This is a genomic window from Erwinia sp. 198 (assembly GCF_003937915.1).
GTDB lineage: Bacteria > Pseudomonadota > Gammaproteobacteria > Enterobacterales > Enterobacteriaceae > Erwinia > Erwinia aeris.
Map to the genome: position 1 here is coordinate 353,876 of NZ_RHUM01000001.1, position 13,880 is coordinate 367,755.

General features: G+C 56.6%; 12 protein-coding genes and 1 other RNA gene. 10 read left to right on the forward strand and 3 right to left on the reverse strand.

Annotated features, from left to right (window positions below):
- The first annotated feature begins 334 nt into the window (after nt 1-334).
- Nucleotides 335-1,570 (forward strand): phosphoglycerate dehydrogenase, encoded by a 1,236-nt coding sequence (gene serA, locus EGK14_RS01685; protein WP_125287338.1) that lies wholly within the window; start codon nt 335-337, stop codon nt 1,568-1,570.
- On the opposite strand, the gene EGK14_RS01690 is transcribed toward serA, so the two are convergent.
- The 3 genes from EGK14_RS01690 to zapA all read right to left on the reverse strand — a co-directional run bounded on the left by EGK14_RS01690 (nt 1,564) and on the right by zapA (nt 2,831).
- On the reverse strand, nt 1,564-2,193 hold the full coding sequence (locus tag EGK14_RS01690) for a 5-formyltetrahydrofolate cyclo-ligase (RefSeq protein WP_125287339.1): 630 nt from the start codon (nt 2,191-2,193) through the stop codon (nt 1,564-1,566). The two genes, serA and EGK14_RS01690, sit on opposite strands and share 7 nt — an antisense overlap.
- Nucleotides 2,194-2,275: 82 nt before the next feature.
- Nucleotides 2,276-2,460, reverse strand: a non-coding RNA gene (gene ssrS, locus EGK14_RS01695) — 6S RNA.
- 41 nt (nt 2,461-2,501) lie between these two features.
- Nucleotides 2,502-2,831: a cell division protein ZapA gene (zapA, locus tag EGK14_RS01700; protein ID WP_125287340.1), complete on the reverse strand. Its 330-nt coding sequence runs from the start codon at nt 2,829-2,831 to the stop codon at nt 2,502-2,504.
- A 170-nt stretch (nt 2,832-3,001) separates the two neighbouring features.
- Here zapA and EGK14_RS01705 point away from each other — a divergent pair, with 170 nt between their 5' ends.
- The 9 genes from EGK14_RS01705 (at nt 3,002) to gcvP (ending at nt 13,833) form a co-directional block, all read left to right on the forward strand.
- Nucleotides 3,002-3,580, forward strand: a complete 579-nt coding sequence (locus EGK14_RS01705; RefSeq protein ID WP_125287341.1) for a YecA family protein — start codon at nt 3,002-3,004, stop codon at nt 3,578-3,580.
- A gap of 80 nt (nt 3,581-3,660) precedes the next feature.
- Entirely contained in the window at nt 3,661-4,977 is a 1,317-nt protein-coding gene (pepP, locus tag EGK14_RS01710; protein WP_125287342.1) for a Xaa-Pro aminopeptidase, read from the forward strand.
- Nucleotides 4,974-6,152, forward strand: coding sequence for a 2-octaprenyl-6-methoxyphenyl hydroxylase (ubiH, locus tag EGK14_RS01715; RefSeq protein ID WP_125287343.1), 1,179 nt, complete (start codon nt 4,974-4,976; stop codon nt 6,150-6,152). The genes pepP and ubiH overlap by 4 nt, the downstream gene beginning before the upstream one ends.
- Before the next feature lie 13 nt (nt 6,153-6,165).
- Nucleotides 6,166-7,365 carry an FAD-dependent 2-octaprenylphenol hydroxylase gene (gene ubiI, locus EGK14_RS01720; protein ID WP_125287496.1) on the forward strand — a complete coding sequence of 400 codons (1,200 nt, stop codon included), beginning with the start codon at nt 6,166-6,168 and terminating at the stop codon, nt 7,363-7,365.
- Between the two features lie 385 nt (nt 7,366-7,750).
- Nucleotides 7,751-8,119, forward strand: a complete 369-nt coding sequence (locus tag EGK14_RS01725; protein ID WP_125287344.1) for a tlde1 domain-containing protein — start codon at nt 7,751-7,753, stop codon at nt 8,117-8,119.
- On the forward strand, nt 8,116-8,541 hold the full coding sequence (locus EGK14_RS01730) for a hypothetical protein (RefSeq protein ID WP_125287345.1): 426 nt from the start codon (nt 8,116-8,118) through the stop codon (nt 8,539-8,541). The genes EGK14_RS01725 and EGK14_RS01730 overlap by 4 nt, the downstream gene beginning before the upstream one ends.
- A gap of 770 nt (nt 8,542-9,311) precedes the next feature.
- Nucleotides 9,312-10,403 (forward strand): glycine cleavage system aminomethyltransferase GcvT, encoded by a 1,092-nt coding sequence (gene gcvT / locus EGK14_RS01735; RefSeq protein WP_125287346.1) that lies wholly within the window; start codon nt 9,312-9,314, stop codon nt 10,401-10,403.
- Nucleotides 10,404-10,465: 62 nt separating this feature from the next.
- The gene (gcvH, locus tag EGK14_RS01740) at nt 10,466-10,852 is read left to right on the forward strand and encodes a glycine cleavage system protein GcvH (RefSeq protein ID WP_125287347.1); all 387 of its coding nucleotides are present in this window, start codon (nt 10,466-10,468) and stop codon (nt 10,850-10,852) included.
- A 113-nt stretch (nt 10,853-10,965) separates the two neighbouring features.
- Nucleotides 10,966-13,833: an aminomethyl-transferring glycine dehydrogenase gene (gene gcvP / locus EGK14_RS01745; RefSeq protein ID WP_370255915.1), complete on the forward strand. Its 2,868-nt coding sequence runs from the start codon at nt 10,966-10,968 to the stop codon at nt 13,831-13,833.
- Nucleotides 13,834-13,880 lie beyond the last annotated feature (47 nt).

The window sequence follows — 13,880 nt, forward strand, 5'->3', positions numbered from 1 at the left end:
CCATGAGCGCTGAGTGCTAAGCTCTGAACCATAAAAAAACGATCTGACCGGCGCGGTTATCGCCTCGGTTAATTTTTATAAAAAAACATCTTTTCTTTTTCCCTGCAAATTTGGTGACTTATGTCACGGAATTTACCCCTGCCTCGCGATCCTGCTGACGATGCTTCACGTGTCATGATTATCTGCCGATTTATGCTGATGCTTTCGGCTGCGGTGCTGGCGGTAAGGCAATCGTTTGTATTGCCGCGCGCGTAAATTTTGATATTTTGACAGAAGGCTGACTTATTCCTCATGGGGTCAGCCACTTCTGAAGTCTGCTGAATAGGGTCGGGAAATGGCAAAAGTATCACTGGAGAAAGACAAGATTAAGTTCCTGCTGGTCGAAGGCGTGCACCAGAGCGCGATTGAGAATCTTCGGGCGTCAGGCTACACCAACATCGAATTTCACAAGGGCGCGCTGGACAGCGAATCGCTGAAAGAAGCGATCCGCGATGCGCACTTTATCGGTATCCGCTCGCGTACCAACCTGACCGAAGAGATTTTCGCCGCGGCAGAAAAACTCGTCGCGGTAGGCTGCTTCTGTATCGGCACCAACCAGGTCGATTTGCAGGCCGCAGAAAAGCGCGGGATTCCGGTGTTCAATGCGCCTTTCTCCAATACCCGATCCGTAGCAGAACTGGTAATCGGCGAGCTGCTGCTGATGCTGCGCGGCGTACCGGCCGCCAATGCTAAAGCGCACCGCGGCATCTGGAACAAGCTGGCGGTCGGCTCCTATGAAGCGCGCGGCAAAAAACTGGGTATTATCGGCTACGGCCACATCGGTATGCAGCTGGGCGTGCTGGCCGAAAGCTTAGGGATGCACGTCTACTTTTACGATATCGAAAGCAAGCTGCCGCTCGGCAACGCCACGCAGGTTCGCTACCTCTCTGAACTGCTGAATATGAGCGATGTGGTCAGCCTGCACGTGCCGGAAACGGCCTCTACTCAGAATATGATGGGTGCGGAAGAGCTGGCGATGATGAAACCCGGCTCGCTGCTGATCAACGCTTCACGTGGCACCGTGGTCGATATTCCGGCCCTGTGCAAAGTGCTGGCGGACAAACATCTGGCCGGCGCGGCCATCGACGTCTTCCCGGAAGAGCCGGCAACCAACGCCGATCCGTTTAATTCGCCGCTGTGCGAGTTCGACAACGTGATCCTGACGCCGCATATCGGCGGTTCAACGCAGGAAGCGCAGGAAAATATCGGGATTGAAGTCGCGGGTAAACTGGCGAAATACTCAGATAACGGCTCGACGCTGTCAGCGGTTAACTTCCCGGAAGTGTCGCTGCCGATGCATGGCCAGCAGAGCCGTCTGCTGCATATTCACGAGAACCGTCCCGGCGTGCTGACCGCCATCAACAATATCTTTGCCGGTCAGGGCATCAACATTGCCGCGCAGTATCTGCAAACCACGCCGCAAATGGGCTATGTGGTGATCGATATTGATGCGACGAAGGAAGTGGCCGACAACGCGCTGCAGCAAATGAAAGCGATTCCGGGCACCATTCGCGCTCGTCTGCTTTACTGATGACGCAAAGCGTCCCCGCTCGTGGGACGCTTTTCCTGCCATTGCCAGAGCCGCGAAGGCGTAATTATCGCCGGCAAAGGCACATCCCATTCCGCCACGGGCAATGTTTCTACCTGCTGGCAGTCATGCGCCAGGCCAATCGGCAACAGGCCGTGCTGCGGCCAATTTTGCAGGGTGCGATCATAAAAGCCGCCGCCCATACCCAGACGCTGCCCGGCCCGATCGAACGCCACCAGCGGCACCATTATCACATCCAGCTCGTCCAGCGTAGCCAGATTGCGGATATCCAGCGGCGGTTCCGGAATACGCAGACGGTTAGGCTGCAACAGCGTTTCCGTGTCATAGCGCAGAAAAAGCAGCTGGCCGGGGGAAAAAGGGTGCAGCACGGGCAGATAAACTTCCTGATGACGCTGCCAAAGTTTGGCAATCAGCGGGCGGGTATCCAGTTCACCGTCGAACGACAGGAACAGCGCGATTTTGCGAGCCTGCTGAACGGGTTTAAAGCTTAGCGCATGTTCGGCGACCGTTACGGCGGCCAGGCGCTGCTGTTCTGGTGTCAGGTCACGACGCAGATGGCGAATGTGAGTACGAATATCCTGACGATCGAGAAGGCTGAGGTTCATCAGTTTCACCGTGTCGGAAGCGGGATAAAGCAGGAAACCCGAAAGCGCCGGGAAGAACATGGCTTTGCAGGTGGTAAAGAAGGGAATCTCCGAGATGCCGCCGCAGGCTGTAACCCTTGAACCCTTGGTTCAAGGTGAGTGTACCGTCATAACCATCAGGCTTCTCGGACGGACCGAGCATGCACACAGGTTACAGAGCGCCACACTCTGTTTGGTATGAAATATCGGCTCAGGGGACTGGCCCGCTTGCAAACACCTCAGAGAATTTTTTACATCACCGTTACTGTACCACAGATAACGTTAACGTGTTATTCGAATTGCGTTCCGGTTCTTTCCGTAATGCGGCCTTGTTCAAGCAAGGCCTGCTCGATAGTCTGCTGTAACATTCGGATACGCTGTTCCATATTACTGGCATAATCGCGGGTTTTCATCTTTTCCTGCGCTAACTCGTGGCAGATGTTCAACGCGGCGATAAAAACCAATTGTTCAGTATTGGTGACTCTAGTGCGAACTTTAAGATCTTGCAACCGTTGATTAAGGTCTTCGGCGGCCAGATTCAGCGCATCTTGCTGTTCAGGCGGACAATTCACTCTTAAGGAACGGCCAAAAATTTGAATATCTACGGGCTGTGCAGACATAAAACCATCCTGACTGATTACTTCGCCGGTAATCTCCCTTGCCGCTCAATGGCTTGGGAGGGGCGCAACTATATCTACCCCTGGCAGAAGAAACAACCCCTTTCTGGAATCAAAGAGGCACCTGGTGGTAGCATAACACGAACTTATCCAGCCAACGATGACCAAAACCTATGTCACTAACAAACACAATGCCGGGCTACGACGCGCTGGCTTCAGCACTGACGCAGCAGGGCGTGGGAATGACCCCGGCTGAAATGCACGGCCTGATCAGCGGGATCCTCTGCGGCGGCAACAAGGACAGCAGCTGGCAGACGCTGGTACACGATTTAACGAACGAGGGCATGGCCTTCTCGCAGACGCTGGCTCAGCCTTTACAGCAGCTGCACCAGGGCATCGGCGATACGCTGGAAGACGAAGGTTTTCTGTTTCAGCTCTACTTGCCGGAAGATGACGACATCACCGTCTTCGATCGGGCGGATGCGCTGGCGGGCTGGGTCAACCACTTCCTGCTGGGCCTGGGCGTGTCGCAGCCGAAGCTCGATAAGGTCAAGGGCGAAACGGGTGAGGCGATTGACGATCTGCGTACTATCGCCCAGCTCGGCTATGATGAAGATGAAGACCAGGAAGAGCTGGAACAGTCGCTGGAAGAGGTAATTGAGTATGTGCGCGTGGCGGCGCTGCTTTGCCACGACACCTTTACCCATATCGCGCCAACGGCGGTGGAAGTGAAAAAACCCACGCTGCACTAATTTCTGCCGCGCCAGGGCGGCGACAGAAAAAAAGCGCGCTGTATGCGGGCGCTAAGATGGATTGCATTCAGGAGAAGCGGATGACACAGCAAGAGTTCGTGCGCCGTCGCCAGGCGCTGCTGGCAAAAATGGCACCGGCCAGCGCGGCGGTGATCTTTGCCGCGCCGGAGGCGACGCGCAGCAATGACAGCGAGTACCCTTATCGGCAGAACAGCGATTTCTGGTATTTTACCGGCTTTAACGAGCCGGAAGCGGCGCTGGTGCTGATCAAAAGCGCGGAAAACCATAACCACAGCGTACTGTTTAATCGCGTTCGCGATCTGACCGCTGAAATCTGGTTTGGCCGTCGTCTGGGTCAGGATGCCGCCCCGGAAAAACTCGCTGTCGATCGTGCGCTGCCCTGGGATGCCATCAGCGACCAGCTGCCGCAGCTGCTGAACGGCCTGGACGTGGTTTATCACGCGCAGGGGCTTTACGAGCAGGCCGATACGCTGCTGTTTGGCGCGTTGGAGAAGCTGCGGCGCGGCGTTCGTCAGAACCTGGCCGCGCCCTCGACGCTGACCGACTGGCGGCCCTGGGTGCACGAGATGCGCCTGTTTAAATCGTCGGAAGAGCTGGCCGTGCTGCGTGAAGCCGGTCGTATCAGCGCGCTGGCGCATACGCGGGCGATGCGGCAGTGTCGGCCCGGTATGTTTGAGTATCAGCTCGAAGGCGAAATCCAGCACGAATTCATCCGTCACGGCGCGCGCTTTCCTTCTTACAACACCATTGTTGGCGCCGGTGAAAACGGCTGCATCCTGCACTACACCGAAAACGAGTCCAGGATGCGCGACGGCGATCTGGTGCTGATCGATGCGGGCTGCGAGCTGAAAGGCTATGCGGGCGACATTACGCGCACTTTCCCGGTTAACGGCAAATTCAGCGAGCCTCAGCGTGCCGTCTACGCTATCGTGCTGGCATCGCTCAATCGGGCGCTGGAACTGTTTCGCCCCGGCACCAGCATCCGCGAAGTCAATGTGGAAGTCGTGCGCATGATGGTGACGGGGCTGGTCGGGCTGGGCGTGATGCAGGGTGATGTCGAGACGCTGATTGCGGAACAGGCGCATCGCCGGTTCTTTATGCACGGCCTGAGCCACTGGCTGGGGCTGGACGTGCACGATGTTGGCGGCTACGGTCACGAGCGCGATCGGCTGCTGGAGCCGGGCATGGTGTTGACGGTCGAGCCCGGTCTGTATATCGCACCGGATGCGGATGTGCCTGTGGAATATCGCGGCATCGGCATCCGCGTAGAGGATGACATTGTGATCACCGAGGATGGCAACGAAAACCTGACCGACAGCGTGGTGAAAGATCCGGATGAGATTGAAGCATTAATGGCGGCGGCTAAAACATTATGAGCATGATCATCGCAGGCGGCGGGATGACGGGCGCGACGCTGGCGCTGGCTGTTTCCTGGCTGACCCAGGGCAGGCTGCCGGTGACGCTGGTCGAAGCGCAGGATCCGGCTTCAAGAACGCACCCCGGCTATGACGGGCGGGCGATAGCGCTGGCGGAAGGCACCTGCCAGCAGCTGGCGGCGATCAACCTTTGGCCCGCGCTGAAAGCGTGCGCCACGCCGATCACCCACGTTCACGTCAGCGATCGCGGGCACGCCAGCTTTGTGTCGCTGGCTGCGGAAGATTATGACATTCCCGCGCTGGGGCAGGTGGTTGAGCTGCACGATATCGGCCAGCGGCTGTTTAAGCTGCTGCAAAAAGCGCCGGGCGTACGCGTGGTCTGTCCGGCGAAGGTGGCGAAGGTGGAGCGGACGCCGCAGCAGGTCAGCGTGCTGCTGGATAATGACGAAACGCTGACGGCGCAGCTGCTGGTGGCCGCAGACGGTTCCCGCTCCGCGGTGGCCGCCTCCTGCGGCGTGCAGGTGGCTTCTGAGGATTATCAGCAGGTTGCTGTTATTGCCAACGTTTCCACCGCACAGCCGCATCAGGGAAGGGCATTTGAACGCTTTACCGAAAATGGCCCGCTGGCGCTGCTGCCGATGTCCTCTGGTCGCAGTTCGCTGGTGTGGTGCCACCCGCTGGCGCAAAAAGCGCAGGTTGATAGCTGGGACGATCGGCAATTTTTAGACGAGCTGCAAAAAGCCTTTGGCTGGCGGCTGGGACGCTTTACCCAGGTCGGGCAGCGCTACAGCTATCCGCTGGCGCTGCTGTCCGCTTCGCAGCACGTTTCCCATCGGCTGGCGCTGGTTGGCAACGCGGCGCAAACGCTGCATCCGATTGCGGGCCAGGGGTTTAATTTAGGTATTCGGGACGTAATGTCGCTGGCGGAATCCGTGGCCGCCGCCTGGCGGGCGCAGCAGGATATCGGCAGCTACGGCGTGCTACAACAGTTTCAGCAGCGTCGCCAGCCGGATGCCGTTGCTACTATCGGGATAACCGACAGTCTGGTCAGGCTGTTTGCTAACCGCTACACGCCGCTGGTGCTGGGGCGAAATCTGGGCCTGATGGTGATGGATTCGCTGCCGCTGGCGCGTAATTTGCTGGCCGAGCGCACGTTAGGCTGGGTCGAGCGTTAAGGAGAAAGCAGTGATGCAAACTTATGATGTTATTGTCGCCGGTGGCGGAATGGTCGGCCTGGCCGTCGCCTGTGGCTTACAGGGCAGCGGCATGAAAATCGCCGTGCTGGAACGCGAAGCGCCGCAGGCGACGAACGACAGCGCGCCGGCGCTGCGCGTCTCCGCCATTAATGCCGCCAGCGAGCGCCTGCTGCAGCACCTTGATGTCTGGAGCGCCATTCAGGCCAACCGCGCCAGCGCCTATCACGGGATGGAAGTCTGGGATCGCGACAGCTTCGGCCGCATTGAATTCGATGACGCTCAGCAGGGCCTGGCGCATCTGGGCCACATTATTGAAAATCCGGTTATTCACCAGGCGCTGTGGCAAAAAGCCAGCGGATCACGGGATATCACGCTGATTTCGCCAGCGGAGCTGCAGCAGGTGGCGTTTGGCGATAACGAGGCTTTCGTCACGCTCAGCGACGGCACCATGATGACGGCGCGCCTGCTGGTGGCCGCCGACGGCGCCAACTCCTGGTTACGTAACAAGGCGGATATTCCGCTGGCGTTCTGGGATTACGATCACCATGCGCTGGTGGCCAATATTCGTACCGAACAGCCGCACGACGCCGTTGCGCGCCAGGTGTTTCACGGCGAAGGCATTCTGGCATTTCTGCCGCTCAGCGATCCGCACCTCAGCTCAATTGTCTGGTCGCTGCCGCCGCAGGAAGCCACGCGTTTACAGTCAATGCCGGAAGAAGTCTTTAACCAGCAGCTGTCGGTCGCCTTCGATATGCGTCTGGGGCTTTGCAGGCTGGAAAGCGAGCGCAAGGCTTTCCCGCTGATGGGCCGCTATGCGCGCAATTTCGCGGCGCATCGTCTGGCACTGGTTGGCGACGCGGCGCATACCATTCATCCCCTGGCGGGGCAGGGCGTTAACCTGGGCTTTATGGATGCCGCCGAGCTGATCGGCGAGATCAAACGTCTGCATCAGCAGGGCAAAGATATTGGCCAGCACCTTTACCTGCGACGCTACGAGCGCAGCCGCAAGCACAGCGCGGCCGTGATGCTGGCAAGTATGCAGGGCTTTCGCGAGCTGTTTAAAGGCAATAATCCCGCGAAGAAGCTGCTGCGTGATATCGGCCTGAGCCTGGCAGATAATTTGCCTTGCGTGAAGCCGCGTCTGTTAAAGCAGGCGATGGGCCTGCACGATCTGCCGGAGTGGCTGCGGTAATAAATTGCAGCGTTCAGGCCCGACCTGAACGCTGGTTATTTTATCCCACATCTGTCATTGTTTACCTCATATTTCCTTATCTTCCTTGCTTCAGTCTGAGAAATAATGCGGCAGGCACTTACCCGTCTGCAACCTGGTGCTTCTGCCACAATACGAAAAGAAAACACATCGGGGAGCGGTGCATGACCCGTAAATGTCATACGCAGAGAATTCCTGGTTTGCGCAGATAATACGACCGGCCCGGACAAAATCAATCCCTTTTTTGATGATGGTCATAAGACTGCCTGATTTTGCTTTGCCGCTCTGGAAGTGTTTAAAGGAATTGTGTTAAGTCACTACGCAACAGGAGTAAAACGATAGTCGATGTAAACAAGGAGAGTAACTCATGGCATGGAATTACAATGTAATACTCAGTACCTTCAAACATAACGGTATATATAAGTTCAGTGCGCGTTACGCTGGCGCGCCGGGCTATAAGGATAATCCTGAGTATGAATGTCTGCGTGATAAAGGTCCATTACCGAGAGGGAAGTACAGGATTGTGGGCATACCGTTCACGCATAAAAAAGCAGGTGTGTTTACGCTAAGGCTGGAACCAGACAGGGGCAACAGCATGTGCAATCGCGAGGGTTTTTTAATTCATGGTGACAGCAAAAAGGCGCCCGGTACGGCATCAAATGGCTGCATTATACTGGCTCCCTGGTATCGTCAACAAATATGGGACAGCATGGACAAGGAGCTGATTGTTGAATGAAGTATCTACTGTTATTTCTGTGCCTGACCGCATTCAGCTCTGTAGCTGTTATTGATAATAATTGCAAAGACCTGCACTCCGGAACTGCAATAGCCATGACAGATACAATGTCTGCTACTTTGAATATAGATAAAAATACGATAGCAAAGGAGGAAACTAAAACAGAGCTTATTTTTAACGAGCCTGTAAGTGACATTCTTTCAGAACAATATGCTCTTGAAGTTTTAAAGAACGCCCAGAGTGAAAAAATACCCAAAGTAAAGGAGATCTTTTCCCAATACAATGCCAGGAACCTGATAATTAAGTTCACATTCAAAGATATCAACAATAAAGAAGATATCTTTCTGGTTTCGGCTATCGCTAATGATTACGAATGCGACGTGAATTTTAATGGTTTTATTACTGTTAAGCGTGAATTTTGATTTTTGCTCCTTTGCCTCTTTGCCCCGGTGTAGGGGCTTGTTAATTTCCGCGCGTTACTTTCCGGACTGCGCACCAGCATGATTTTTTTCGACCCTCGCATTCGTCACCAGTATCAAAAAAGGCACGGTAAGCCTGGCTGGCATAGGCTTAAATCCGAGGCCAGCGCAGCGCGTCTCCGCTATTAACGCTTCCCTGTCTACCGTAGAGTTGGAAGCAAAAAGGCCAGAGCGACATTCATACTTTGTAGATAGCACATGCAAAAAACGCCAGGTTGTAAGTAATACAGTAACTTTATGCACCAGCACACCTTTCATGCCTGATACTGAGTCTTTATGTTTTTAAATCACAGGTGAAGTACATCCTGAGCGCGCCATTCTTAAGATGTAAACAAGGAAATTTCATCTGGTGCATCTTGATTGTGCAGCCTGCCCCAAACGGGCGCGTCGTTTGAGAAATTCTAATTTAGTGTGCTTCTTCGCATTACTTTTACTAATCATCAGGTTTAAGCCATAAAGCAGGTTTTTATCTTCAACGGGCTGATACCTTACTTTTATCCTGAGATTTTGGCTGCTTAATAACATATTTGCGTATTAACTGCGCAAAAAGTGGTGATTTTATCTGTCTGATTTCGCTGCCTGAGAACGCCGTCAAAAAAATCATACCCGTTTTAACTTATGGTTAACGCTGGATTTCGGTGGTAAGTTCGGAGCAAGGATATCGTTTGCGCCGGGCTGCCTGCCGACGCCGAACACTTTGCCTGAGGAAGAAGATGAAACAGACCCCTTTGTTCGAACAGCATCAGGCCTGCGGCGCGCGCATGGTGGATTTTCATGGCTGGATGATGCCGCTGCACTACGGTTCGCAGCTGGATGAGCATCATACGGTTCGTAGCGATGCCGGCATGTTCGACGTGTCGCATATGACCATTGTCGATCTGCACGGCGTCCGCACCCGGGAATTTTTACGCTACCTGCTGGCCAATGACGTCGCCAAACTGACCCAGACCGGCAAAGCGCTTTATACCGCTATGCTCAACGCCTCCGCTGGCGTAATTGACGATCTGATTGTTTACTTTATGACCGAAGAGTTTTTCCGGCTGGTGGTGAACTCAGCCACGCGGGAAAAAGATCTCGCCTGGATTGCCCAACATGCGGAAGGCTATGGCGTGACGCTGACCGAGCGCGACGACCTGGCGCTGATCGCGGTGCAGGGGCCGCAGGCGCAGGCAAAAGCCCGTTCGCTGTTCGATGAGGCGCAGCGGGAGGCTGTAGCGGACATGAAGCCCTTCTTTGGCGTGCAGGCTGGCGAGTTGTTTATCGCTACCACAGGCTACACCGGCGAAGCCGGGTATGAAATCGCCTTGCCCAACGAGCAGGCGGCGGATTTCTGGCAAAAGCTGCTGGCAGCGGGCGTGAAGCCTGCCGGTCTGGGCGCGCGCGATACCCTGCGCCTGGAAGCCGGCATGAATTTATACGGACAGGAAATGGACGAGGGCGTTTCGCCGCTGGCGGCCAATATGGGCTGGACGATCGGCTGGCAGCCTCAAGAGCGCGATTTTATCGGCCGCGAGGCGCTGGCGTCGCAGCGTGAAAAAGGCACCGGGCAGCTGGTCGGCCTGGTGATGACCGAGAAAGGCGTACTGCGCAACGGCTTACCGGTGCGCTTTACCGACGCGACCGGCAACCTGCAGGAAGGCGTTATCACCAGCGGCTCTTTCTCGCCAACTTTAGGCTACAGCATTGCGCTGGCTCGCGTTCCCGCAGGCATTGGCGAGCAGGCGATTGTGCAAATCCGCAACCGTGAAATGCCGGTTCGCGTGACCAAACCCGTTTTTGTACGTGCCGGTAAAGCGGTGGCGTGAAAGGCGCTTTCCGCGCTTCAGCTGCGGAAAACGACCCGGAATTATTTTAAGGAGATCAGGCGATGAGCAATGTTCCAAACGAACTGAAATACCGTGAAAGCCATGAGTGGGTGCGTAAAGAAGAAGACGGCACCTATACCGTAGGCATCACCGCCCACGCGCAGGAGCTGCTGGGCGATATGGTGTTTGTCGATCTGCCCGAAGTGGGCAACACCTACAGCCAGGGCGAAGACTGCGCCGTAGCCGAGTCGGTAAAGGCCGCATCCGATATTTATGCGCCGGTCAGCGGGGAAATTGTCGAGGTTAACGGCGCGCTGGAAAGCGAACCGGAACTGGTCAACAGCGATCCCTACAGCGATGGCTGGCTGTTCCGCATTAAGGCCAGCGACGAGTCCGAACTGGAATCGCTGATGGACGCGGACGCGTACAAAACCAGCATTGACGAATAGACGGCGGCAGCGCGGGCCGTACTTTTACGGCCCGTCGTTTCGTCAGCGATTTATTAGCCCTCTCCGGAGCTCCGTCTCCTTAATGCCTTTGCCCGATGCAGGATTTACCGCTAATGACTACTCTCAGCCAGCTTGAACATACCGGCGCTTTTATCGAACGCCATATCGGCCCTTCGCCAGCGCAGCAGGAAGCGATGCTGAACGCGACAGGCGCCGCTTCCCTCAGCGAGTTGATTACCGCTATCGTCCCGGCTGATATTCAGCTGCCCGGCGCGCCTGCCGTCGGCGATCCCCTGACCGAGCATCAGGCGCTGGCCGAGCTGAAAGCAATCGCCAGCCGCAACCTGCGTTATAAATCCTGTATCGGGATGGGCTACACGCCGGTGCTGACGCCGCCGGTTATTCTGCGCAATATGCTGGAAAATCCCGGCTGGTACACTGCCTACACGCCTTATCAGCCTGAAGTTTCTCAGGGCCGACTGGAAGCGCTGCTGAACTTCCAGCAGGTCACGCTGGATTTGACCGGCCTGGATATCGCCTCCGCTTCGCTGCTGGATGAAGCGACCGCCGCCGCCGAGGCGATGGCGATGGCGAAGCGCGTCAGCAAGCTAAAAAACGCCAACCGCTTCTTTGTGGCCGAAGATATTCATCCGCAAACGCTGGACGTGGTGCGGACGCGGGCGGAAACCTTTGGCTTTGAGGTGGTGGTCGATAAGGCGGCGCGCGTGCTGGATCATCAGGACGTGTTCGGCGTGCTGCTCCAGCAGGTCGGCACCACTGGCGAGGTACATGACTACACCTCGCTGATCCATGAGCTGAAGGCGCGGAAAGTGATAGTTAGCGTCGCTGCGGATTTTATGTCGCTGGTGCTGCTGACCGCACCGGGAAAACAGGGCGCGGATATCGTGTTTGGCTCTGCGCAGCGTTTTGGCGTTCCGATGGGCTACGGCGGCCCTCACGCAGCCTTCTTTGCCGCCCGCGACGAGTACAAGCGCTCAATGCCAGGGCGCATTATCGGCGTCTCGCGCGATGCGGCGGGCAACACGGCGCTTAGGATGGCGATGCAGACTCGCGAGCAGCATATTCGTCGTGAAAAGGCCAACTCCAATATCTGTACGTCACAGGTGCTGTTGGCCAATATCGCCAGCCTGTACGCGGTATTCCACGGCCCGCACGGCCTGAAACGCATCGCCTCGCGCATTCATCGCCTGACGGATATTCTGGCTGCCGGGCTGCAAAAGGGCGGTATGACGCTGCGCCATCAGAGCTGGTTCGATACGCTGACCGTTGAAGTCACGGATAAAGCCGCGGTGCTGGATCGCGCGCTGAGTTTTGGCATCAATCTGCGCACCGATATCCACAATGCGGTTGGCATCACCCAGGATGAAACCACGCAGCGGGAAGACGTGGCGGCGCTGTTCTCCGTGCTGCTGGGCGAAAATCACGGTCTGGATATCGACGCGCTGGACAGCGCCGTGGTCGACAGCGCGTCCGTTCCCCCAGCGATGTTGCGCAAAGAGGCCATCCTGACGCATCCGGTCTTTAACCGCTACCACAGCGAAACCGAGATGATGCGCTATATGCACAGTCTGGAACGCAAGGATCTGGCGCTGAATCAGGCGATGATCCCGCTTGGCTCCTGCACCATGAAGCTGAACGCCGCCGCTGAGATGATCCCGATTACCTGGCCGGAATTCGCGGAGCTGCACCCGTTCTGTCCTGCCGATCAGGCCGCCGGCTATCTGCAGATGATAGGCCAGCTGTCGCAGTGGCTGGTGCAGCTGACCGGCTATGACGCGCTCTGTATGCAGCCTAACTCCGGCGCGCAGGGCGAGTATGCAGGCCTGCTGGCGATCCGCCGCTATCACGAAAGCCGTGGCGAAGCCGGACGTAATATCTGTCTGATCCCCGGCTCGGCGCACGGCACCAATCCGGCCTCGGCACAGATGGCGGGCATGGCGGTAGTCGTGGTTGCCTGCGACAAGCAGGGCAATATCGATCTGCACGACCTGCGGCAGAAAGCCGAACAGGCGGGCGAAGCGCTCTCCTGCATTATGGTGACCTATCCATCCACCCACGGCGTCTATGAAGAAACCATCCGCGAGGTTTGCCAGATCGTTCATCAGTATGGCGGCCAGGTTTACCTGGACGGCGCCAACATGAATGCCCAGGTCGGTATCACCACGCCTGGCTATATCGGCGCGGACGTCTCGCACCTTAACCTGCATAAAACCTTCTGTATTCCGCACGGCGGCGGTGGGCCAGGTATGGGACCAATTGGCGTAAAAGCCCATCTGGCGCCTTTTGTGCCGGGTCACAGCGTGGTGCAGATTGACGACATGCTGACGCGGCAGGGCGCGGTGTCCGCCGCGCCGTTCGGCAGCGCTTCTATTCTGCCAATCAGCTGGATGTATATCCGCATGATGGGCGCAGAAGGGCTGAAGCAGGCCAGTTCGGTAGCCATCCTCAACGCCAACTACATCGCCGCGCGCCTGAAATCGGCCTATCCGATCCTGTATGCCGGACGGGACGGTCGGGTAGCGCATGAGTGCATCCTGGATATTCGTCCGCTGAAAGAGCAAACCGGCATCAGCGAGCTGGATATCGCCAAGCGACTGATTGACTATGGCTTCCATGCGCCGACCATGTCCTTTCCGGTGGCGGGAACGCTGATGGTGGAGCCGACGGAATCGGAAAGCAAAGGGGAGCTGGACCGCTTTATCGATGCCATGCTGGCTATCCGCATGGAGATCGACCGCGTGGCGGAAGGTGAGTGGCCAGCGGAAGATAACCCGTTAGTTAATGCGCCGCATACGCAAATGGAGCTGGTCGGCGAGTGGTCGCATCCCTACACGCGCGAGCTGGCGGTCTTCCCGGCAGGCAGTGCGAATAAATACTGGCCGACCGTCAAGCGGCTTGACGATGTTTATGGCGATCGAAATCTGTTCTGTTCCTGTTTGCCGATGAGCGAATATGAATAAAGCAGCATAGCGATACAGACTGAAGGGCACCCGGGTGCCCTTTATTT